At 61.1% G+C, this 19,414-nt stretch carries 22 protein-coding genes and 4 tRNA genes; 11 read left to right on the forward strand and 15 right to left on the reverse strand.

The window, feature by feature from the left end:
* Positions 1 to 109: 109 nt before the first annotated feature.
* The 11 genes from AB3G35_RS11345 to AB3G35_RS11395 all read right to left on the reverse strand — a co-directional run bounded on the left by AB3G35_RS11345 (position 110) and on the right by AB3G35_RS11395 (position 9,913).
* Positions 110 to 997 (reverse strand): metal ABC transporter solute-binding protein, Zn/Mn family, encoded by an 888-nt coding sequence (locus AB3G35_RS11345; protein ID WP_169845493.1) that lies wholly within the window; start codon positions 995 to 997, stop codon positions 110 to 112.
* Entirely contained in the window at positions 998 to 1,897 is a 900-nt protein-coding gene (locus AB3G35_RS11350) for a metal ABC transporter permease (RefSeq protein WP_086796244.1), read from the reverse strand.
* Positions 1,897 to 2,649: a metal ABC transporter ATP-binding protein gene (locus AB3G35_RS11355; RefSeq protein WP_016780337.1), complete on the reverse strand. Its 753-nt coding sequence runs from the start codon at positions 2,647 to 2,649 to the stop codon at positions 1,897 to 1,899. The genes AB3G35_RS11350 and AB3G35_RS11355 overlap by 1 nt, the downstream gene beginning before the upstream one ends.
* On the reverse strand, positions 2,646 to 3,584 hold the full coding sequence (locus AB3G35_RS11360; protein WP_095004084.1) for a metal ABC transporter substrate-binding protein: 939 nt from the start codon (positions 3,582 to 3,584) through the stop codon (positions 2,646 to 2,648). Before AB3G35_RS11360 ends, AB3G35_RS11355 begins: the two co-directional genes overlap by 4 nt.
* Positions 3,585 to 3,618: 34 nt before the next feature.
* The gene (locus tag AB3G35_RS11365) at positions 3,619 to 4,173 is read right to left on the reverse strand and encodes a DUF6162 family protein (RefSeq protein WP_134050495.1); all 555 of its coding nucleotides are present in this window, start codon (positions 4,171 to 4,173) and stop codon (positions 3,619 to 3,621) included.
* On the reverse strand, positions 4,170 to 4,493 hold the full coding sequence (locus AB3G35_RS11370; RefSeq protein ID WP_086796247.1) for a hypothetical protein: 324 nt from the start codon (positions 4,491 to 4,493) through the stop codon (positions 4,170 to 4,172). Before AB3G35_RS11370 ends, AB3G35_RS11365 begins: the two co-directional genes overlap by 4 nt.
* Positions 4,490 to 5,032 carry a thiamine pyrophosphate-binding protein gene (locus AB3G35_RS11375; RefSeq protein ID WP_134050497.1) on the reverse strand — a complete coding sequence of 181 codons (543 nt, stop codon included), beginning with the start codon at positions 5,030 to 5,032 and terminating at the stop codon, positions 4,490 to 4,492. The genes AB3G35_RS11370 and AB3G35_RS11375 overlap by 4 nt, the downstream gene beginning before the upstream one ends.
* Positions 5,029 to 6,228: a PepSY domain-containing protein gene (locus AB3G35_RS11380; protein WP_083369461.1), complete on the reverse strand. Its 1,200-nt coding sequence runs from the start codon at positions 6,226 to 6,228 to the stop codon at positions 5,029 to 5,031. Before AB3G35_RS11380 ends, AB3G35_RS11375 begins: the two co-directional genes overlap by 4 nt.
* Before the next feature lie 373 nt (positions 6,229 to 6,601).
* Complete coding sequence (locus AB3G35_RS11385; protein WP_369782677.1) at positions 6,602 to 7,552, reverse strand: siderophore-interacting protein; 951 nt, start codon at positions 7,550 to 7,552, stop codon at positions 6,602 to 6,604.
* Between the two features lie 69 nt (positions 7,553 to 7,621).
* Positions 7,622 to 8,947 (reverse strand): Nramp family divalent metal transporter, encoded by a 1,326-nt coding sequence (locus AB3G35_RS11390; RefSeq protein ID WP_106116122.1) that lies wholly within the window; start codon positions 8,945 to 8,947, stop codon positions 7,622 to 7,624.
* A gap of 15 nt (positions 8,948 to 8,962) precedes the next feature.
* Positions 8,963 to 9,913 carry a 2-hydroxyacid dehydrogenase gene (locus AB3G35_RS11395; protein WP_369782678.1) on the reverse strand — a complete coding sequence of 317 codons (951 nt, stop codon included), beginning with the start codon at positions 9,911 to 9,913 and terminating at the stop codon, positions 8,963 to 8,965.
* Positions 9,914 to 10,115: 202 nt separating this feature from the next.
* Here AB3G35_RS11395 and gltX point away from each other — a divergent pair, with 202 nt between their 5' ends.
* The 8 genes from gltX (at position 10,116) to AB3G35_RS11435 (ending at position 14,592) form a co-directional block, all read left to right on the forward strand.
* Positions 10,116 to 11,597, forward strand: coding sequence for a glutamate--tRNA ligase (gene gltX, locus AB3G35_RS11400; RefSeq protein ID WP_369782680.1), 1,482 nt, complete (start codon positions 10,116 to 10,118; stop codon positions 11,595 to 11,597).
* Positions 11,598 to 11,890: 293 nt separating this feature from the next.
* A tRNA-Ala gene (locus AB3G35_RS11405) sits at positions 11,891 to 11,966 on the forward strand.
* A 76-nt stretch (positions 11,967 to 12,042) separates the two neighbouring features.
* A tRNA-Glu gene (locus AB3G35_RS11410) sits at positions 12,043 to 12,118 on the forward strand.
* Between the two features lie 50 nt (positions 12,119 to 12,168).
* Positions 12,169 to 12,244 (forward strand) — tRNA-Ala (locus AB3G35_RS11415).
* Positions 12,245 to 12,321: 77 nt separating this feature from the next.
* Positions 12,322 to 12,397 (forward strand) — tRNA-Glu (locus AB3G35_RS11420).
* A 151-nt stretch (positions 12,398 to 12,548) separates the two neighbouring features.
* Entirely contained in the window at positions 12,549 to 12,983 is a 435-nt protein-coding gene (locus AB3G35_RS11425) for a thioesterase family protein (protein WP_095041109.1), read from the forward strand.
* A 73-nt stretch (positions 12,984 to 13,056) separates the two neighbouring features.
* A complete protein-coding gene (locus tag AB3G35_RS11430) occupies positions 13,057 to 14,016 on the forward strand; it encodes a tRNA-dihydrouridine synthase (protein ID WP_083369462.1) in 960 nt (319 codons plus the stop codon).
* A 123-nt stretch (positions 14,017 to 14,139) separates the two neighbouring features.
* Positions 14,140 to 14,592 carry an Hsp20 family protein gene (locus AB3G35_RS11435; protein WP_016780349.1) on the forward strand — a complete coding sequence of 151 codons (453 nt, stop codon included), beginning with the start codon at positions 14,140 to 14,142 and terminating at the stop codon, positions 14,590 to 14,592.
* Positions 14,593 to 14,732: 140 nt separating this feature from the next.
* Here AB3G35_RS11435 and pbpG read toward each other — a convergent pair whose 3' ends face one another.
* Positions 14,733 to 15,671: a D-alanyl-D-alanine endopeptidase gene (gene pbpG / locus AB3G35_RS11440; protein ID WP_016780350.1), complete on the reverse strand. Its 939-nt coding sequence runs from the start codon at positions 15,669 to 15,671 to the stop codon at positions 14,733 to 14,735.
* A gap of 299 nt (positions 15,672 to 15,970) precedes the next feature.
* On the opposite strand from pbpG, the gene AB3G35_RS11445 reads away from it, so the two are divergent.
* Positions 15,971 to 16,912: a class I SAM-dependent methyltransferase gene (locus tag AB3G35_RS11445; RefSeq protein ID WP_016780351.1), complete on the forward strand. Its 942-nt coding sequence runs from the start codon at positions 15,971 to 15,973 to the stop codon at positions 16,910 to 16,912.
* 285 nt (positions 16,913 to 17,197) lie between these two features.
* On the opposite strand, the gene AB3G35_RS11450 is transcribed toward AB3G35_RS11445, so the two are convergent.
* Positions 17,198 to 17,716, reverse strand: a complete 519-nt coding sequence (locus AB3G35_RS11450; RefSeq protein ID WP_016780352.1) for a Dps family protein — start codon at positions 17,714 to 17,716, stop codon at positions 17,198 to 17,200.
* A gap of 205 nt (positions 17,717 to 17,921) precedes the next feature.
* Here AB3G35_RS11450 and AB3G35_RS11455 point away from each other — a divergent pair, with 205 nt between their 5' ends.
* Both AB3G35_RS11455 and AB3G35_RS11460 read left to right on the forward strand, forming a co-directional pair.
* The gene (locus tag AB3G35_RS11455; protein ID WP_016780353.1) at positions 17,922 to 18,617 is read left to right on the forward strand and encodes an AzlC family ABC transporter permease; all 696 of its coding nucleotides are present in this window, start codon (positions 17,922 to 17,924) and stop codon (positions 18,615 to 18,617) included.
* Positions 18,614 to 18,925, forward strand: a complete 312-nt coding sequence (locus AB3G35_RS11460) for an AzlD domain-containing protein (protein WP_016780354.1) — start codon at positions 18,614 to 18,616, stop codon at positions 18,923 to 18,925. Before AB3G35_RS11455 ends, AB3G35_RS11460 begins: the two co-directional genes overlap by 4 nt.
* Here AB3G35_RS11460 and AB3G35_RS11465 read toward each other — a convergent pair.
* Complete coding sequence (locus AB3G35_RS11465; protein ID WP_081481031.1) at positions 18,873 to 19,067, reverse strand: hypothetical protein; 195 nt, start codon at positions 19,065 to 19,067, stop codon at positions 18,873 to 18,875. The genes AB3G35_RS11460 and AB3G35_RS11465 overlap by 53 nt on opposite strands.
* A gap of 94 nt (positions 19,068 to 19,161) precedes the next feature.
* Positions 19,162 to 19,356: a hypothetical protein gene (locus AB3G35_RS11470; protein ID WP_016780355.1), complete on the reverse strand. Its 195-nt coding sequence runs from the start codon at positions 19,354 to 19,356 to the stop codon at positions 19,162 to 19,164.
* Positions 19,357 to 19,414 lie beyond the last annotated feature (58 nt).

Here is a 19,414-nt window from a genome sequence, read left to right on the forward strand (position 1 = left end):
CGCCACAATCCCTGTGGGAGCGGGCTTGCCCGCGATGGCAGCACCGCGGTGTGGCTGGCTGACCGCGCCGCCTGCATCGCGGGCAAGCCCGCTCCCACAGGTACAGGGTTTACTTCTGAGCAAGTGCCTTGATGATCGCAGCAATATTGCCCTGCAACTCGGCCACGGGGTCGGTGCCATCGGCAACGATCACCACCAGCGTGCTGTCGCCCTCGGCAATAGCTTTTTTCACCTCGGCTGAAGGCTCACGGTGGTCCAGCACCAGCGCCACACCCTGGTCTTTCAAGGTATGGCTCAGCGCTTGCAATGCCTCAGGCGTCCAGGTCTCGTCGCCTTTGTGGTCCACTTCAACCTGCTCTAGATTCAAGCCGCCAATCAGATAATCCAGCCGGTCGGACAAGCTCACCACACTCAAGTTGTCTGCCTTGGCCAGTTGCGCTTCGCTGTCGGCGCTGAGCTTGAGCAAGCGCTGTTTGAGGCTCGCCAGGTTGGCTTCGATTCGGGGTTTGGCATCCGGTGCCAACCGCACCAGGTCAGCCGCGATCACATCCGCCATGCGCCCCATATTGTTGCTGGTCAACCACGGCTGGCTGTTCAGGCCATCGCCGTGGGCACCCGGCTGCACGGCAATGCCCGGCAGGCTTCCGTCCACCGGGCGCGCCGCGTCAATTTCAACGATGCGAATATTGCTGCGCCGCGCCATCGGGTATAGGGGATCGTCGCTCCACAGCGAGCGCAGGCCGATCACCGCGTCGGCTTCTGTAGCCAGCGTGTGCAGGGCCGGGGCGCCGCGGCCGCTGAAGTAGGCACTCTGGCGGCTGCCCGGCAGGTTGGCCGGGGCTGCCCGTTGCAGTTTCACACCGCTGTCCTTGAGCAGCAGTTCGCTCAAGCCAAAGGTAATCGGCAGGCTGGCCAGTACGGTGGTTTCGGCCAGTACAGGTGTGCTCAACAGGCCGGTGAGGGCCAGGGCGAGGGTCAGTTTGCGCAGAGTGAACATTTATCCAATATTCCCTTTCAGGCTGGGCACCACGCCCCGGGCGATGGCGGCGAGGGCGAAGGCGATGCCGGCCATCAGAATGATCGCGGCACCGGACGGGATCGGCAGGTCAAACACGATGGGCAGCAGGATGCCGCACAGGGTGCTGACGGTAGCGATCAGCACCGAGATCCAGAAAAATCCCTTCAGCGACTGGCTGAGCAAACGTGCGGCCGCCGCCGGTATCACCAGCAGGGCACCGACCAGAATCGCGCCGATGACTTTTACGGCGGCTACGGTGATCAGCGTCACCAGAATCACGAACAGGTAGTCCAGGGACTTCACTGCCACTCCGCGCACCGCGGCCAGTTGCGGGTTGAAGCTGGCCAGCATGATGCGGTTGTACAGCGGCAGGCTCAGCCCCAGCACCAGTGCGCCGACCACCGCCAGCACCAGCAGGTCGTTGCCGTTGACCGTCAGTACCGAGCCGAACAGCACGTTCTCAAGGATATGCACGTTGATCTTGCCCGCCAGAATCAGCAGCAGGCTGGCGCCCAGGGCCAATGACACCGAGAGGAACACGCCGATCAGCGTATCCGGTGCCAGCCCGGTGCGGTTGCGCAGGTAATTGAGCGAGATGCCGAATAACAGGCAATAGCCGAACAGGCTGCCATAGGGCCCGGTGTAGGGTTCACCCAATAGGATACCGATGGCCACGCCGGTGAGTGCGGCATGGCCCACGGCTTCGGAGAAAAACGCGAAACGCTTGACCACCACCAGTGTGCCCAGCCCGCCCAACACAGGGCCGATGAGCAGGCCGGCGAGCAGGGCGTTGACCACAAAACCATAGGCCAGCACTTCGGGTAGATAACCGGCAGATGCCCAGCCCTGAACCATTAAACGGAAGGCTTCGTAACTCATCAAAGGGTGCTCCCGTGCGCCTTGGGGTGGGTCGAAAACAGCGTGAGTAAACGCTCGGGGCTCAGGGTTTGCTCTGGCGGGCCGTCGAACAGCACCTGGCGGTTGAGGCCGGTGACGCGCTCAGCCAGGCGCTTGACCGCCGCCAGGTCGTGCTCGATCCACACCACCGTGACCCCGGCCTGGCGCCAGTCCGTCAGCAGGCGCTCAAACACCTGGGCACCGGCTTCGTCCAGGGCCGACATGGGTTCATCCAGCACCAGCAATTGCGGTGCTGGAATCAGGCCCTGGGCCAGTAGCACGCGCTGGCGTTCACCGCCGGACAGCGCGCCCATGCGCCGCTTGCGCTTGTCTTGCATGCCCACCCGTTCCAGCGCTTCTCCGATGGCCGGAGCGACCTTGCGGGACAACCCCATAAAGGCCGGGCGGCGCTGGCACATGGCGGCCATAAAATCATCCACGGTCATCGGCAAGCCGCGATCAAACTCCAGCGCCTGGGGTACATAGCCGATCAACCCCGGCTCACCGGGCCAGTTCAAACACAGGCGGCCCTGATGGGGCATTTGCCCCAGCAGGGTCTTGATCAGCGAGCTTTTGCCACCGCCGTTAGGGCCGACCAGGGCATGCACGCTGCCGGGGCGGATGCTGAAGCTGACATGATCGAGAATGGCGGTGCGGCCCAGGGTCAGGGACACCTGGTCAAATTCCACCCCCGGCCCGCAAGCCGTGACTGACAGGCGTTCAGCGACAGTCATGCGCCGGCCTCCTGGATTGCCCGGACTACGGTATCGAGGTTGCCGGTCATTTCTTTTTCGTACTTGTCGGCGCTGTAGTCGCCATAGGAAATATGCGACAGCGGGTACAGTTTGACCCCGGACTCACGTTGGATGGTGTCGACGTAAGTGGACGGGAAATCCATTTCGGAGAAGATCACCTTCACGTCCAGTTCGCGCAGTTGGTCGATGGTTTTTTTCAGTTGGCTGGGGCTGGGCTCGATGCCGTGGGCAGGTTCGACTACCGCGGTCACTTCCAGGCCAAACTCGCGCAGCAGATAGTCGTAAGCCGCGTGCACCGTGGCTACGCGCAGGTCGGCGTTGGGCGCCTGGGTCAGCTTGGCCAGGGCATCGGCGCGCATCTGGCGCAGGCGCTTGCCGTAGGCGCGGGCATTGGCGGTGTAGGTTTTGGCGTTGGCCGGGTCGAGCTTGCCCAGTTCACGAGCAATGTTGTTGACCTGGGCAATCGAGGCGCTGATCGACAGAAAGGTGTGCGGGTTGACCACCTTGCCCGCACCCCGCGCCGCGTTGCCGGTGGCGGCCAGCAAGGGTACGTTCTGGTTGGCCTCGATCACCGGGATCTGCGGTTTTTCGCTGGCTTCGATCATGCGGTCGGCGAAGTCATCGTGGCCCACGCCGTTGAGCACGATCACATCCAGGGTGCCGATGCGCTTGATATCTTCGGCGCGGGGTTCGTAGGCGTGGGGGTTGAACCCGGCAGGAATCAGCGGCACCACCTCGGCCTTGTCGCCGACGATGTTTTTCACATAGCTGTAATAGGGGTGCAGGGTGATGCCGATGCGCAGCGGCTTGGCCAGCGGGGCCGGGGTGTCGGCAAAGGCCTGCGGTGACAGGCAACAGGCAAGCAGGGCCGCCAGCAGCAGGGTGCGGCGGCGCAGAACAGATGAAATCGACATGGCGAGCAGTCTTCTCTCAGGTCAGGCAGTGGGTTCAGTGACGATGCTGGCGGGTGACCCCGGCATCGAATTGCGCGATCACTTGCTGCCAGCCACTCTGGTTGAGGGCGGCATCGCTCAGATCAGTGACGGGCCTCACATCGTGCTGACGGTTAAGCCAGATATCGGGCTGCTCGCCGAGGCGCAGCAGAAACGAGCCCGCCACTTCGGGATTAGGGCTGATGCCCAGATAAGCCTGCTCGCCCAGCATCTGCCAGGTGTGGTTGCCCCGGCTGATCGAACTTGCATCGTGGGCAAAGGGCGCAAAGCCTTCTTCAGCCAGTTGCGCGGGCGGCGGCAGGGTGCCGGCCTCTTCGCGCAGCAGCTGGACTTCATCCAGGGTGACCCGCAGGTCGGCGTAGATGCCCTGCTCGGCGGCGCTCAGGTCGCGGCGCGCATCCAGCTGGTGGGCGGCCACCGAGGTCACTGCCTGCGACTCATGTCGCCAGGCCACCACTGAGCCTGCCACGGCCACAATCAGCAGGCACAACAGCAGCACATGCAGGGTTTCATGCCCGGCACCGGCGGGGCGCACGACTTGAGTACTCATGGGGCCTCGATATCGGCTTGGTCGATCTCAACGATATGCCCGGGGCCGGCGTCAAACAGCACATAGAATTCGGCCTCCGGGCGTTTGAAGGTCAGGGTCGAGTCGGCGCCCAGCTTGCCGGGCACCAGGATGGTTTCGTCGTAGCCGATCACGTCCAGCGTCACTCCCGGTGCGCCGCTGCCATCGGAAAACCCGCCGGTGCAGCGGATTTGCCCGTCCTCGATGGCCTTGCATTCGCACATCGGGTTGTGGGCCAGGGCCTGGCTGCTGAAGGCCAGCACTGCGGCAATGGCCGGGATCTTTAACAGGCGCCAGGTCATGGTTTGCCTCCTCGTTGGGCCAGCCAGGCGACCGTCGCCGGTGAGGCCTGGCTCAGGGGAATGGAGGCCTGATGCATGGAGCCGTCCCACCCCTCAAGGGTGATCCACAGCTCGGCATCGGCCTTTGTGCGTTCCGGGATCGGCATCGTCGCGCCCATGCGGTACGGCGTGCCGAAAAAGATCACCCCGGCGGCGCGCAGGCTGCGCGGCTTGCCGATGCGCAGGTAGGCAGCCTTGACCTGATCGATACAGGTGTCGCACAGGGCCGCGTTAAAACTCTTCATGTAGCCGGCCGGGCCGTCGGGGCGCGGGGCTTCGTTGCGCAGCTCGGCCAGTTGCAGGCTCCAGGGGCCGACCTGCACGGTGCCGATATCGCGTTCACCCAGGCCGCTGTCGCCGCGAAACAGCGAGGCATCGGCAAAGTACTTGGGCATAAAGCCCAGGGGCACCAGCAACAGTAAAATATTGATGTGAAAGCGCCACTTGTGCCAAAGCCGGCTCAGGGCGGACGAGGACGGTACAGCCACTGCCTTGCTCATACATTGGCCTCTTCGGGCTGTGGGCTATGCGCCGTGACGGCGGCTGGCCGCCGGGGTTTTTCGCTGCGCTTGAGGGCGTTGGCGGTGGCCAGGGCGGTGCGTTTGGTCCAGATCAGCAGGCCGCTCAAGACCATCATGCTCAGGATCAAACCGAAGAAAAACCAGATCAGCTTGACCCACAGCCCACCAAAGTCGCCGGTGTGCAGCGGGCGCATGGACTCGGTCACCAGCTCCAGCCCGGAGCGGTCGGCAATCATCCGCGAGCCTTCGATGGCGCCGTTGTACGGGTTGATGTCGGCGGTCTGGAACAGCAGCGGGTACCAGCCCGGGCCGCCGACTTCGATATGCCCATAGGCATTGCTCGGCAGGCTGACAAAACTGGCTTCCAGCCCCGGGATGTTTTCGGCGGCGATCTGCACGGCCTGGTCGAGGTTGATCTGCGGCGCGGGCTTGCCGTCGGGCGTGACCGGCACATCCTGGCGAGCCACCACGGGCGGGTTGCCGGCGGTGGAGATGGAGATCTGGTTATCGAACATGAAAGCCTGGATCAGGAACCACAGGCCGGTGATGGAAATCACCGCGATAAACCAGATCGACCAGATGCCGCACAGGCGATGAAAGTCGCCCCAGAAAATCCGCGCCCCGTGCTTGAAGCGCAGGTTGGGCTTGAAAAAGCCCTTCCAGAATTTTTTGTAGACTACCAGCCCGGTAATCAGCGAGCCCAGCAGCGGCAGGCCGAGGAACGACACCAGGTACCAGCCCCAGCTGTAGCCATTGGTAAAGGGCACCAGCCACCATCCATGCAGGGCGCGGGTAAAGGCCTTGAAGTCAAAGCTGGGGCTTTCACCCTGGATCGCCCCGGAGTAGGGGTTGATATACAGCGACGGCGAGCGGCCGTCGGGGTACACCACACTGGCCACCAGGGCAAAGTGCGACTCGTCGGGGCGGCTGATGGACTGCACGGCCAGCGTCGGCTCGGCCTGGTGAATGGCGCTCAGCACCTGCTGGTAAGTCAGCAGTGGCGCATCATCGGACGGTTGCGTGGCGCGGGCCTCGGGGGTGGCCAGCCAGACAATCTCCTGGCTGACCACGGCCAGCGTGCCGGTCACGCAGACAATCAGCACAAAGAACCAGATGGGCAGGGTCAGCCAGCTGTGAACCAGAAACCAGAGTTTTGAACGGGACTTTTTGGACATGGGGAACGGCAAACTCGCGGCAGGGCGGGTGTGTAATCGCCATTGAGAAGCGATTGCTTATCCATGTAGGACGGATGAGAAGAGCAAAACCCGAACCTCGACATGTAAAAAATTGTTTCTTAGTTCCTGTAGCCGCCATCGCAGCCTCGCTGCGTTCGGACTTCTGTGAGGGGCATTCCCGTGAACACAGCAAAAACAAACAACACCAATCCCTTGTGGGAGCGGGCTTGCTCGCGATGCAAGCGGCGCGGTATTTCAGTTGAAACGCGCCGATGCCATCGCGAGCAAGCCCGCTCCCACAATTGAAGTTTCCTTCAGACCCTGTAGCCGCAGCCTCGCTCCGCTCGTCAGCGGCTACGGGTCGTTGGGTGCCTTAGCCCAGCGAGCGCCCCAGTTTCCAGTACCCCATCAGGGTCAGGCCCTTGCGGTCCAGGCCGCATTCATTGACGAAAAACCGCCTGATGGTCATCACCGCCATCGATTCCCCGGCCACCCAGGCGTAGAACTCGTTGTGCCTGGCACTGGCCCGCTCCCACAGGCGCTGGTTGTCCAGGTCCAGCTCCTGCAGTTCGGCACAGGCCCGAGCCTGCATGCGTCTTGGTGGCAAGCTGGCCAGCTCGCGGGCGGCGAGGATCATGCCGTCGCCGTGCTGTTTGCCCAGGCTGGCACGGGGCAGCCAGTGCACTTTGGTGTTCGCGCCGCAGTGCAGCGCCTGGCAGTCCGCCTCTTCAGGCACTTCGATAAAAGCCTGCACCTGGGGGGTGTCAGGGTGCAACGCCAGTGTTTCGAGGATGCCGGCAATGGCCGGCAGGGCGGTTTCGTCGCCGATCAGCAACACTTTGCGCATGCCTTGCGGCGGTTGCCATTCATAGCCGCCGGGATCGTCGGTATAAGCGCCATTGGGTGCCGCGATCTGCAGGCGATCACCCGCCCTGGCCTGGCTGGCCCAGCGTGTAGCGGGGCCGGTGACACCGTGCAGGACAAAGTCGATATCCAGCTCGCCGGCATCTACTCGCAGGTTGCGAATGGTGTAGGAACGCATGGGCGGCACCTGTTCTGGGCTCATGTCCCGCAGGGGCGCTCGCCAGTCACCCTGTTTGGGCAGGTTGGCGGCGGCGCCATCGGCACTGGGGAACAGCAGCTTGACCCGTTGGTCGGGGGCCAGGGTGCGCATCAGCGCCACATCGCTGCCGCTGAACACAAAGCGTGTCAGCGATGGGCTCAAGGTGATGCGGTGCTTGAGCCGGATATCGAACAATCGATAGGCCGTGGGTTTGCTCAGACGATTGCGCAGGTTTTGCACCAGGGTGGCAGCGGCGGACATGTCAGCACCTCAATAGCAGGAGTCGTCTTGTATAACGAGCCACCGGGCGCTGGAATTAAGGGCGCAGGTTCAGCCCCCGAAGCCGATCTGCGCAATCAGCCAGACATTGGCGCAACTGATGACCGCGAACAGAAACCACGCCAACAGTCGCGTCGGCAGGCGGTTAACGAAAGGCCCCATCAGTTTTTTATCGCCGGTCATGCGGATCAGCGGGTACAGCGCGAACGGCAGTTGCAGGCTGAGCACCACCTGGCTGAGGATCAGCAACTTGCCCACCGCGTCGTCGCCCATCAGCCACACACCGAGGAACGCCGGTACCAGCGCCAGGCCACGGGTAATCAGGCGCCGTTGCCAGCAGGGGATTTTCAGCTCCAGGTAGCCTTCCATGATCACTTGCCCGGCGATGGTCCCGGTGAAGGTCGAGCTTTGCCCCGAGGCCAACAGCGCCACGCCGAACAGGACGCTGGCCATCGCGCCGCCCACCAGCGGGTCGAGCATGCGGTAGGCGTCCTGGATTTCTACCACGTCGGTATGGCCACTCTGGTGAAAGGCGGCAGCTGCCAGAATCAGGATCGCGGCATTGACCAGCAGCGCCAGGGCCAGGGAGCCGATGGTGTCGATGCGCGACAGGCGCACGGCGTCCAGTTTGCTGGCGTAGTCCTTGCCGGTCAGGCGGGTTTGCACGATGGAGCTGTGCAGGTACAGGTTGTGCGGCATCACCGTGGCGCCAATGATCCCGATGGCGATGTACAGTGGTGCGGCACCGCTGATCGCAGACAACGACGGTTTGAAGCCGTCGAACACATCCGGCCAATAAGGCTTGATCAGTACCAGTTCAACGAAAAAACAGCCGACGATGGTCATTACCAGCGCCAGCATGATTGCTTCAAGCCGACGAAACCCCCTGCCTTGCAGGGCCAGCACGAGCAGGGTGTCGAGGGCGGTGAGGGCGATGCCGGTGGTCAGCGAGCAGCCCAGCAAAAGGTGGAAGGCCAGGGCACAACCGAGCACTTCGGCCAGGTCGGTGGCGATGATCGAGATTTCTGCCAGCAGCCATTGCACCCGCGCCGAGCGCTTGCTGTAGCGCTCACGGCACAGCTGCGCCAGATCGCGCCCGGTGGCAATGCCCAGGCGTGAACACAGGCATTGCACGGCCATGCCCGCCAGGCTGGCGAGCAGCACCACAAACAGCAGGTTGTAGCCATAGCGCGAGCCGGCTTCAATGGCGGTAGCCCAGTTGCCGGGGTCCATGTAACCGATGCTGATCAGCAGGCCGGGCCCGGCAAAGCGCAGCACGCGCTTGAAAAACGGCGCGCTGGCGTCGACGGGCACGCTGCCACTGACTTCGGAGGGGCAGAAGGGTGCAGTGGCGGTTGTTGGCAGGCTGAATTTCAAGCGCAGGCTCCGGGGTCAGGCAGGGTGCGGCAAGGGCACGGGGGTGAGCACCGGTTTGCCGGCATGGAAGGCCCGCAGGTTGTCGACCACCAGTTGCACGGTGGCCTCGACGGCATCGGGCGACTGGCCGGCTACATGCGGGGTCATGACCACGTTGCCCAGGGTTTTGAGCGGGTCGGGCACCAAAGGCTCGTCTTCAAACACATCAAGCCCGGCCCCGGCGATCTTGCCCGTGGCGAGGGCGGCGATCAGGGCGTCGGTGTCGACCACGCTGCCGCGGGCAATATTGATCAGGTAACCATCAGCGCCTAGGGCGTCCAGCACGGGAGCGTCGACCAGGTGGTAGGTGGCACTGCCGCCCGGGGTGGCGACGACCAGGAAATCCACCTGGCTGGCCAGTTCGAGCACGCTGGCGCAGTAGGTGTAAGGCGAGTCAGGGTGCGGCTGGCGGCTGTGGTAGCTGATGCTCATGTCAAAGCCGTGGTCCGCACGTTTGGCGATGGCAGCGCCGATGGCGCCGAGGCCGATAATCCCCATGCGTTTGCCCGACAGTGATGGCTGGCGCACCTTGACCCATTCGTTGCGCCGGATGCTGGCGTCAGCCTGGGGGATGCCGCGCACCACGGCCAGCAACAGCGCCATGGCATGGTCGGCCACTGAAGAGGCATTGGCCCCGGCGCCGAAAGTCACAGTAATACCCAGGTTACTGGCGGCTTGCAGATCGACCTGTTCGAAGCCTGCACCGATCACACAGATGATTCTGAGCAGGGGCAGGGCGGCCATTTCATCGGCATGCAGGCCCAGCGGGCCGCGGGTCAGCACCGCGTCGATCCGGGCGCCGTGGCGGACAATGGCCTCGGCGCGGCTGGCGGGGGTGGGCGCAAGGATCAGTTCGTAACCCTGGTGTTCCAGCATGTGCAGGTAATCGTTAACGCTCTCTACCAGCACCAGCACAACGTGGGACATGGTTATCTCCAGCCAGGGAATGTCAAGAATGAGCCGAGATTAACACCGGTCCTGGCTGCTTTTCCCTGTATCAATTCGATACAAGCGCTCTATTACAGCTTTTTTCAACCGTGTGGCGGTCGGGTCGAGTCCTGTGCTGGAGCCGGGCCGGGTCGGCCTGTTACCATTCGCCCTTTGTTTTATCTCCATTTCGAGACCGCCCATGACCACCGTTCGCACGCGCATTGCGCCATCGCCTACCGGCGACCCCCACGTCGGCACCGCTTACATCGCTTTGTTCAACTACTGCTTTGCCAAGCAGCACGGCGGCGAATTTATCCTGCGCATCGAAGACACTGACCAGTTGCGTTCGACCCGCGAGTCCGAGCAGCAGATCTACGACGCCCTGCGCTGGCTGGGTATCACCTGGAGCGAAGGCCCGGACGTAGGCGGCCCGCACGGCCCGTACCGTCAAAGCGAACGCAGCGACATCTACAAAAAGTACACCCAGCAACTGGTGGATATGGGCCACGCCTTCCCGTGCTTCTGCACCGCTGAAGAACTGGACCAGATGCGCGCCGAGCAGATGGCCAAGGGCGAGACCCCGCGCTACGACGGTCGTGCGCTGCTGTTGTCCAAGGAAGAAGTTGACCGGCGCCTGGCCGCTGGCGAGCCTCACGTGATCCGCATGAAAGTGCCGACCGAAGGCGTGTGCGTGGTACCGGACCTGCTGCGCGGCGACGTTGAAATCCCGTGGGACCGCATGGACATGCAAGTCCTGATGAAAACCGACGGCCTGCCAACGTACTTCCTGGCCAACGTGGTCGACGATCACCTGATGGGCATCACCCATGTACTGCGTGGCGAAGAGTGGCTGCCGTCGGCACCCAAGCTGATCCTGCTGTACGAATACTTCGGCTGGGAACAACCGCAGCTGTGCTACATGCCGCTGTTGCGCAACCCGGACAAGAGCAAGCTGTCCAAGCGCAAGAACCCGACCTCGGTGACGTTCTACGAGCGCATGGGCTTTATGCCTGAAGCGATGCTCAACTACCTGGGCCGCATGGGCTGGTCGATGCCGGACGAGCGCGAGAAGTTCTCGCTGCAGGAAATGGTCGACAACTTCGATCTGAGCCGTGTGTCCCTGGGCGGGCCGATTTTCGACGTTGAGAAGCTGTCCTGGCTCAACGGCCAGTGGCTGCGTGACCTGCCGCTGGACGAGTTTGCCAGCCGCGTGCAGCAGTGGGCGTTGAACCCCGAGTACATGATGAAGATCGCGCCGCTGGTACAGGGCCGGGTCGAGACTTTCAGCCAGATCGCACCCCTTGCCGGGTTCTTCTTCTCGGGTGGCTTGCAGCTCGATGCCAAGCTGTTTGAGCACAAGAAGCTGTCCAACGAGCAAGTGCGCCAGTTGATGCAGTTGATCCTGTGGAAGCTTGAGAGCCTGCGTCAGTGGGAAAAGGACGCGATCACCGGCTGCATCCAGGCCGTGGTTGAAAGCCTGGAGCTGAAGCTGCGTGATGCCATGCCGCTGATGTTCGCCTCGATCACGGGGCAGGCCAGCTCGGTGTCGGTACTGGACGCGATGGAGATCCTGGGGCCGGACCTGACCCGTTTCCGTCTGCGTCAGGCGCTGGACTTGCTGGGCGGCGTGTCGAAGAAAGAAAACAAGGAGTGGGAAAAGCTGTTTAGCGCGATGAATTAACAGCTTTTATCTGTAGCCGCTGCCGCAGGCTGCGATGGGCTGCGTAGCAGTCCTTTGGGGTTGAAGGTCCTTCGGCCCTTATCGCAGCCTTCGGCAGCGGCTACAGGTTTTGTGGGTTTGGCCCCGTATTTACGGGGCAGGAAGGGTAAGTGGTTGTTCTCACGACAAATTTTTTTAAAAAAGTTTAAAAATAAGTTTGACAGCCTACCGATCCAGTCTTAATATGCGCCCCGTCAACACAGCAACACGAAACAAGCAGAACGCAACACAGCAACACCCAACACGGTTAGTTTGGGGCTATAGCTCAGCTGGGAGAGCGCTTGCATGGCATGCAAGAGGTCAACGGTTCGATCCCGTTTAGCTCCACCAAATTTACTGTTCAATGCCTGGCCACACCGGCATTGAATCGACCAGCACTCAGCGCTGGTCAAGTTAGAAGGTTTGTGTCCCCTTCGTCTAGTGGCCTAGGACACCGCCCTTTCACGGCGGTAACAGGGGTTCGAGTCCCCTAGGGGACGCCAGTTTTACAGAAGCAGCACTTCGGTGTTGCTCCGCCGCCAGGCGATAAATCGGGGCTATAGCTCAGCTGGGAGAGCGCTTGCATGGCATGCAAGAGGTCAACGGTTCGATCCCGTTTAGCTCCACCAATTTACAGTTCAATGCCGGGCCACACTGGCATTGAATCGATCAGCACTCAGCGCTGATCACTGTTAGAAGGGTTTGTGTCCCCTTCGTCTAGTGGCCTAGGACACCGCCCTTTCACGGCGGTAACAGGGGTTCGAGTCCCCTAGGGGACGCCACGATTACCCGCTTTGCGGGATTTATAAGGGTCATTCGATTATTGAATGGCCCTTTTGTTTGTCTGCAGTTTTTTAATTCCTGCTCTTCAAGTTTCCCGTCGCCCCCTCTGCGTTACACTGCGCTCCTTATTTATCTACAGGGAGACAAGGCATGAGTTGGGATTTGGCAGCACCGTTCATCATTGACCTGCAGGTGCAGGCTGAAGACATCGACGGGTTTGGCCATGCCAATAACGCAGCCTATGTGGTCTGGCTCGAACGCTGTGCCTGGCGCCATTCGCAGCGCCTGGGGCTGGATCTCACCGAGTACCGTCGCCTCGATCGCGCCATGGCCGTTTCCCGCCATGAGATCGACTATCTGGCCAGCGCCTACGAAGGCGACGAACTGCAACTGGCCACCTGGATTGTCGATTGCGACCAGCGCCTGCGCATGACCCGCCACTTTCAGCTTGTACGCCCCAGCGACGGGGTCACCCTGTTGCGTGCGCAAACCACCTTTGTCTGCATCGAGCTGTCCACCGGCAAGGCCAGGCGCCTGCCTGCCGAGTTTCTCGAAGGTTACGGCCCGGCTGTCGTGACGGCCTGAGTCTGAGCCCCTGCACATACCGATTGCCTGCAGAACCGCGTAAACTGCCGCACGTTTTTCATGAGAGTCACCCATGCAAATTGCTTTGGCGCCGATGGAGGGGTTGGTCGACAACATCCTGCGTGATGTCCTGACCCGCACCGGCGGTATTGATTGGTGTGTGACCGAATTTATTCGGGTCACCGAGCGGCTGTTGCCTGAAGCCTACTTCCATAAACTCGCCCCCGAGTTGCAGCACGGTGCGCAGACGCGCTCCGGTGTGCCGCTGCGGGTGCAATTGCTGGGTTCCGACCCGGCGTGCCTGGCCGACAACGCGGCGCTGGCGGTGGAGCTGGGCAGCGGGGTGATCGACCTCAACTTTGGTTGCCCGGCCAAGACCGTAAACAAGTCCCGTGGCGGGGCAGTGCTGCTCAAGGAGCCTGAACTGCTGCACGCCATTTTGCTGCAGGTGCGCCGTACCGTGCCTGCGCATATCCCGGTCACCGCCAAAATGCGTCTGGGCTTCGATACGCCGGACAGCGCCAACGAGTGCGCGATTGCCCTGGCCGAGGGCGGCGCCAGCCAGATCGTGGTGCATGCGCGGACCAAGATGGATGGCTACAAGCCACCTGCGCATTGGGAATACATTGCCCAGGTGCAGGAAGCGGTCAAGGTGCCGGTGTTTGCCAACGGTGATATCTGGTCGGTTGAAGACTGGCGCCGATGCCGCGAAATCAGCGGGGCCGAAGACATCATGCTGGGCCGTGGGCTGGTGTCGCGGCCTGATCTGGCCGCGCAAATTGCCGCTGCCCGCGCCGGTGTTGAGGTGGTGCCGATGACCTGGGCCGATTTGCAGCCCATGATCCGCGACTTCTGGGCCCAGGCCGAAGCCCAGCTGACCCCGCGCTCGGCGCCGGGGCGGCTCAAGCAGTGGCTGGCGATGCTGACCCGCAATTACCCTGAAGCGGTGGTGCTGTTCAATGCCATGCGCCGTGAAACCGACTGTGAGAAGGTCCGGCACCTGGTCAACAACCCGCCTGCCGATGCTGCCTGAAGCACCTGAAAAAAATTTCAAAAAAAGCCCTTGAAATGATTTTGCCGGTCCCTATCTAAGGGGTACGCGATGCCGAAACCGGGTCGCGTAACAAAATCTCGCTGAAATCAGGAGGATGAAATTATGAGCAACGCTTTTTCAATGGCGCCACTGTTCCGTAATTCTGTCGGCTTTGACCGTTTTAGTGATTTGTTTGAAACCGCACTGCGCAACGATTCAAGCGGCGGCTACCCACCTTACAACGTTGAAAAACGCGGTGAAGACAGCTATCGCATCGTGGTCGCGGCAGCAGGCTTCCAGCAAGATGATCTGGACCTGCAAGTAGAGAAAGGCGTGCTGAGCGTAAGCGGCAGCAAACGCGAAAGCACCAGCGAAGAAGGCGTGACCTTCTTGCATCAAGGTATTGCACAGCGGGCATTCAAATTGTCCTTCCGTCTCGACGACCATATCGAGATCAAAGGCGCAAACCTGAGCAACGGTTTGCTGAGCATCGACCTGCAGCGGGTGGTGCCGGAAGAGGCAAAAGCCAAACGCATCCCGATCAATGGGGATTCGCAGCCTGCCCTGCAAAACTGATCTGAGCATGTGCCAGGCAAGAACCCCGTCCAGGTGACGGGGTTCTTTCTATCCGCAGTTTGTAACGAGCAGTACGCAGGCATTTGTCCCCGATCCTCTCCCCGGGGCAAGTGCCTGCATTTCACCTCACTCGCAATCCTTCACTTGCCCGCCTGACCTGCCGTCAGCTGGTTTTTTTGCAGGTTTTTTTCGGCTTTGTAGCGCAAGGCTACGTCGGGTACACCGCCACTTTTGCCGGTTTCCACCCAGTTGCGAATCCGCCCGGCATCGGCGAAGTGAGTGTATTTGCCAAAGGCATCCAGAATCACCAGGGACACCGGGCGACCGCCCATTTCAGTGACCAGCACCAGGCAATGGCCAGCCTGGTTGGTAAAGCCGGTCTTGGTGATCTTGATGTTCCATTTGTCTTTTCTGACCAGGTGATCGGTGTTGCTGAAACCCAGGCTGTAGTTGGGTTTGCGGAACGCAACGGTCTTTTCCTTGGTGGTGCTCAACTGGCTGAGCATCGGGTAGTGCCGCGCCGCGGCCAACAGCTTGCTCAGGTCGCGGGCAGTGGACACGTTGTGGATCGACAGCCCGGTGGGCTCTACATAGTGGGTGCTCATCATGCCCAGGCTTTTGGCCTTGGCATTCATCGCCGCGATAAACGCCACATAACCGCCCGGATAATGGTGGGCCAGGCTGGCGGCTGCGCGGTTTTCCGAGGACATCAGGGTGATCAGCATCATTTCGTGACGCGACAGCTCACTGCCAATCTTCACCCGCGAAAACACCCCCTTCATCTCCGGCGTGTCGCTAATATTGACCGAAATGGACTCATCCATCGACTGCTTGGCATCCAGTACCACCATAGCGGTCATCAGTTTGGTGACGGAGGCAATGGGCACGATGGCGTCCGGGTTGCTGGCAAAAATCACTTTGTTGGTTTGCAGGTCCACCAGCAGCGCGCTGCCTGAGGCGATATGCAGTTTTGAGGTATCCCGTGGGGCCGAGGTGCTTTCAGCCGCTGCGGCGATTGAAGAGGCGCTGGTGCCTGCCAGAACTAAACACAGGCTTAATATGGAAAGATGAATTTTCACGCAGAATGACTCAAGAATGGTTGGGAAGTACCTGGCTGCAACGGCTGTTATACACATGACGTTACATTTAGTCAGTATGGATCAACGGCGGCAGAAATGCCTGATTTCGCTGGGGTTTATGAGAGAAAATCCGGCCAGGAGGTCTTCAGCGGTTTTTTCGCCCGCTGACGCCAGCCAGACGAGGGTTCGTGCCTGCACGAGCCTAGCAGGGCAAAGCTGTTGGCTGGCTGAACAGGCAGGTTAGGCATGGCGCTGCAATGGTGTAAAATGCCGGCCCTTGAAATTGACCGGCCGGCCTGATGACTCCTGAAGCGTTAACCACCCTGCACCAGCACTTATTGACTGCGCTGGGCACTGCCCCCGCCGAAACCCGGCGTTTGTTTCATGGGCGTGGTCGCTGCTGGCCAGGGCTTGAGCAGTTGACGGTGGACTGGTTGCAGGGCGTGGTGCAGGTGTCCCTGTTCAAGGAGCCTGAGGCCGCGCAACTGGCTGCCCTCAAGCAATTGCTGATGGCCCTTGCGCAATCCCCGCAGTGGCAAGCCAGCGCGGCCCACACCCTGGTGCTGCAACATCGCTATACCCTGCAAAGCGACACCGAATGGCTGGTGGGCGCGGCGGTTGACGAGTGGACGCTGACCGAAGGCGGCCTGCGCTATCGGGTGGACCTGGGCCGCAAGCAGAACAACGGTTTGTTTCTCGATATGCGCTACGGTCGTGACTGGGTGCGGGCCAATGCCGAGGGCAAGCGGGTGCTGAACCTGTTTGCCTACACCTGCGGTTTTTCCGTGGCGGCCATAGAAGGCGGGGCGCAGCATGTGGTCAACCTCGACATGTCCCGTGCGGCCCTGAGTCGCGGGCGTGACAATCATCGCCTGAACGGGCATGACATGAGCAAGGTGACGTTCCTGGGCCATGAACTGTTCAAGTCCTGGGGCAAGGTGAAAAGCACCGGGCCTTATGACCTGGTGATCATCGATCCGCCGTCATTTCAGAAAGGCAGCTTTCTGCTGACCAAGGACTACCAGCGCGTGGTGCGTCGCCTGCCGGAGCTGCTCAGCGAAAACGGTACGGTGCTGGCCTGCATGAACGACCCGGCACTGGGCTCGGACTTCTTGATCGACGGTGTGACCCGGGATGCGCCGAGCCTGCGTTTTGTGCAGCGCCTGGACAACCCACCGGAGTTCCCGGACGCGGATGTGGAATGCGGCCTCAAGGCGCTGGTGTTCCGGCAGGGTGCTTGAAGGGCAAAAAAAAGCCCGCAGAGGAGGCGCGGGCAAGGGGTTCATTGAATGAGCAATGAGCTTAGTGAATATACCGGCAGTTGCGTGCAAGGAATGTGAAACAAAATTTATGGTTCTGCGGGTGCTCGTGACCGTAGCAGCTGCCGCAGGAACAAGGCTGCGTCCGGCGGCGAAGCCGTCGTAAAGTCAGAACACAGGTTTTTACAGATAAACCGCATGCTCAGGTTTTACGATCGCTTCGCAATCGAACGCAGCCTCGTTCCTTCGGCAGCTGCTACGGGGGGGTTACTTGGTGCGCGACGACTCAAACAGGAACCACACGCGGCGTTCGGCTTCGTCGATCCAGTTTTCCAGCAGGCTGGTAGTCGCCACATCGCCCAGCTCGGAGCACATGTCGTGGGTCTCGCGCATATAGGCGGCCAGCTGGATATTGTCCTCGCGCAGCTCTGCCAGCATGTCTTCCGGCGTCACGAAGTCGGCGTCGTTGTCCAGCAGGCGTTGCAGTTTCTTGATGTGGCCGATGGAGCGGATCGTGGTGCGCCCCAGCTTGCGTACTCGCTCGGCAATGGCATCGGTGGTCGCGTAGATCTGGTCAGCCTGCTCGTCGAGCAGCAGGTGGAAATCACGGAAATGCGGGCCGGACATGTGCCAGTGGAAATTCTTGGTTTTCATGTAGATGGCGAAGGTGTCTGCGAGCAGCGCGTTCACTTCGGCTGCAATATCGATACAGGCTTGTTCGCTCAGTGCCGTAGGTGTCCGCAGATCGGCCTTTCTGCTTTCCTTGGCGGATTTCAGGTCTTTCATGGTGGTTCCTCGTGGCAGCGGTTGATCGGAATTAACGTCTCTTGAGTGCGGCTGACTAAAGACCAGGTTTGGCCTCTCGTCAAACACGGCGGGCCGTTTTCAAGCGGTCCGCGTCAAGTTATGAGGGCAGCAGAGCAAGATCGTTCAAGACTTTTTGCCCCGATGTTGCGACCCTTTGCCGCTGCTGATTACCGGATTGTTTTCAATGCCTGATTCACTTGCTCGAACCGCGTTTGTGCGCGGCACCCTTGCCTGCCTTCCGCTGACCCTGGCGTGCGCGCCCTGGGGGTTGCTGGCCGGTTCCACCGCCATTGATGCCCAGTTGAGCCCCGCGCAAAGCCAGGGGCTGTCACTGTTTGTGTTTGCCGGTGCGGCGCAGCTGGTGGCGATTGGCATGATCAAGGGCGGCGCCAGTGCGATTTCGATTCTGGTCACTACCTTGCTGCTGACTTCGCAGCATTTGCTTTATGCCATGCACCTGCGCCCGCTGGTGGCGCCGCTCGAGCCCAAATGGCGTTTCGGGTTGGGCTTTTTGCTCACCGATGAGTTCTTTGCCCTGGTCAGCCCGTTTGACCAGAGCACCTTCAACCGCTGGTACGCGCTGGGGGTGGGGCTGTGCATGTATGTGGGCTGGAATATTTTCACCCTGCTGGGCGTGGTGCTGGGCAAGAGCATACCGGGCCTGGACCAGCTGGGGCTGGAATTCTCGATTGCCGCCACCTTTATCGCGTTGATTACGCCCGTGGTGCGCAATATCCCGACTGTGGTCTGCGTGGCAGTCTCGTTGTTCACTGTGGTGCTGTTCAGTCACTGGCAGTGGGAGTCGGCCATTGTGCTGGCCGGGCTGGCGGGTATGGTCGCGGGCTATGCCTGCAAGCGTCTTGGAGGGTATTGGGCATGATCTGGGCAATTATTGGCGGGATGACCTTGATCCTGTTTTTTAACCGCTACCTGTTTCTGGAACCGCGCTTGCCCATTCGCCTGAATCGCGGGGTAAAGGAGTTTTTGGGCTTTGCAGTACCGGGAATGCTGACGGCGATTTGCGGGCCGATCATTTTCGTCAAGGACCATCAGCTGGACCTGAGCCTGGCCAACCCGTACCTGCTGGCCGGGTTGTGCGCCATCGGGCTAATGCTGTGGCGCCGCAACGTGTTGCTCAGTGTTGTGTTGAGTGTTGCGCTGTTCTATGTGTTTCGCGGCTGGCTGTAAGCTGGGCGGCGGCGCGCGAGGTGAACGGGCCGCCGACGGCAACGCCGTCGCTGACCACATACCAGCACGCCAGCAAGCCGTCGGCACGCAGCGGGGCGGGAACGGCACTGCCGATTACCGACATGACATGAATCTTGGGCATACCTACCTCCTTCAACAATGGCGCTACCTTACGGGTTGGGCCGCTGCGCTAGAAATCATTGCGCGTGATAGTCGTCATTGATGCCGATGAGGTGTCAATCAACCACCTGGTCGAGCATGTGCATCACTTCCTGGTCGCTCAGCAGCCCTTCGCGCACCAGGTGCTGGGTCAACAATGACAACAGTTTGGCAGTGCGATGACCTTCGAGCTGCTTGAGCTCGGTCAGGGTGTTGTACACCTTGCTGGAGGTGCAGAGCCCGACGATATGGTGCGGGTTTTGTGTAGGCATAAAGGTCGTCCTTGTTTTTATGTGTGTGTCGGTGATGGCGCCGATGGCGCTCCATAAT

The organism is Pseudomonas sp. WC2401, assembly GCF_041200115.1.
Lineage (GTDB): Bacteria > Pseudomonadota > Gammaproteobacteria > Pseudomonadales > Pseudomonadaceae > Aquipseudomonas > Aquipseudomonas fragi.

Excerpts from the sequence above, each read along its gene's own strand:
- AB3G35_RS11345 (WP_169845493.1), bottom strand. The coding sequence starts at position 997 with ATGTTCACTCTGCGCAAACTGACCCTCGCCCTGGCCCTCACCGGCCTG.
- AB3G35_RS11365 (WP_134050495.1), bottom strand. The coding sequence starts at position 4,173 with ATGAGTACTCAAGTCGTGCGCCCCGCCGGTGCCGGGCATGAAACCCTG.
- AB3G35_RS11435 (WP_016780349.1), top strand. The coding sequence starts at position 14,140 with ATGAGCAACGCTTTTTCAATGGCGCCACTGTTCCGTAATTCTGTCGGC.
- AB3G35_RS11385 (WP_369782677.1), bottom strand. The coding sequence starts at position 7,552 with ATGTCCGCCGCTGCCACCCTGGTGCAAAACCTGCGCAATCGTCTGAGC.
- AB3G35_RS11470 (WP_016780355.1), bottom strand. The coding sequence starts at position 19,356 with ATGCCTACACAAAACCCGCACCATATCGTCGGGCTCTGCACCTCCAGC.
- AB3G35_RS11380 (WP_083369461.1), bottom strand. The coding sequence starts at position 6,228 with ATGTCCAAAAAGTCCCGTTCAAAACTCTGGTTTCTGGTTCACAGCTGG.
- AB3G35_RS11425 (WP_095041109.1), top strand. The coding sequence starts at position 12,549 with ATGAGTTGGGATTTGGCAGCACCGTTCATCATTGACCTGCAGGTGCAG.
- AB3G35_RS11430 (WP_083369462.1), top strand. The coding sequence starts at position 13,057 with ATGCAAATTGCTTTGGCGCCGATGGAGGGGTTGGTCGACAACATCCTG.
- AB3G35_RS11445 (WP_016780351.1), top strand. The coding sequence starts at position 15,971 with ATGACTCCTGAAGCGTTAACCACCCTGCACCAGCACTTATTGACTGCG.
- AB3G35_RS11460 (WP_016780354.1), top strand. The coding sequence starts at position 18,614 with ATGATCTGGGCAATTATTGGCGGGATGACCTTGATCCTGTTTTTTAAC.
- AB3G35_RS11465 (WP_081481031.1), bottom strand. The coding sequence starts at position 19,067 with ATGCCCAAGATTCATGTCATGTCGGTAATCGGCAGTGCCGTTCCCGCC.
- AB3G35_RS11370 (WP_086796247.1), bottom strand. The coding sequence starts at position 4,493 with ATGACCTGGCGCCTGTTAAAGATCCCGGCCATTGCCGCAGTGCTGGCC.
- AB3G35_RS11350 (WP_086796244.1), bottom strand. The coding sequence starts at position 1,897 with ATGAGTTACGAAGCCTTCCGTTTAATGGTTCAGGGCTGGGCATCTGCC.
- gltX (WP_369782680.1), top strand. The coding sequence starts at position 10,116 with ATGACCACCGTTCGCACGCGCATTGCGCCATCGCCTACCGGCGACCCC.
- AB3G35_RS11450 (WP_016780352.1), bottom strand. The coding sequence starts at position 17,716 with ATGAAAGACCTGAAATCCGCCAAGGAAAGCAGAAAGGCCGATCTGCGG.
- AB3G35_RS11375 (WP_134050497.1), bottom strand. The coding sequence starts at position 5,032 with ATGAGCAAGGCAGTGGCTGTACCGTCCTCGTCCGCCCTGAGCCGGCTT.
- AB3G35_RS11355 (WP_016780337.1), bottom strand. The coding sequence starts at position 2,649 with ATGACTGTCGCTGAACGCCTGTCAGTCACGGCTTGCGGGCCGGGGGTG.
- AB3G35_RS11360 (WP_095004084.1), bottom strand. The coding sequence starts at position 3,584 with ATGTCGATTTCATCTGTTCTGCGCCGCCGCACCCTGCTGCTGGCGGCC.
- AB3G35_RS11455 (WP_016780353.1), top strand. The coding sequence starts at position 17,922 with ATGCCTGATTCACTTGCTCGAACCGCGTTTGTGCGCGGCACCCTTGCC.
- AB3G35_RS11395 (WP_369782678.1), bottom strand. The coding sequence starts at position 9,913 with ATGTCCCACGTTGTGCTGGTGCTGGTAGAGAGCGTTAACGATTACCTG.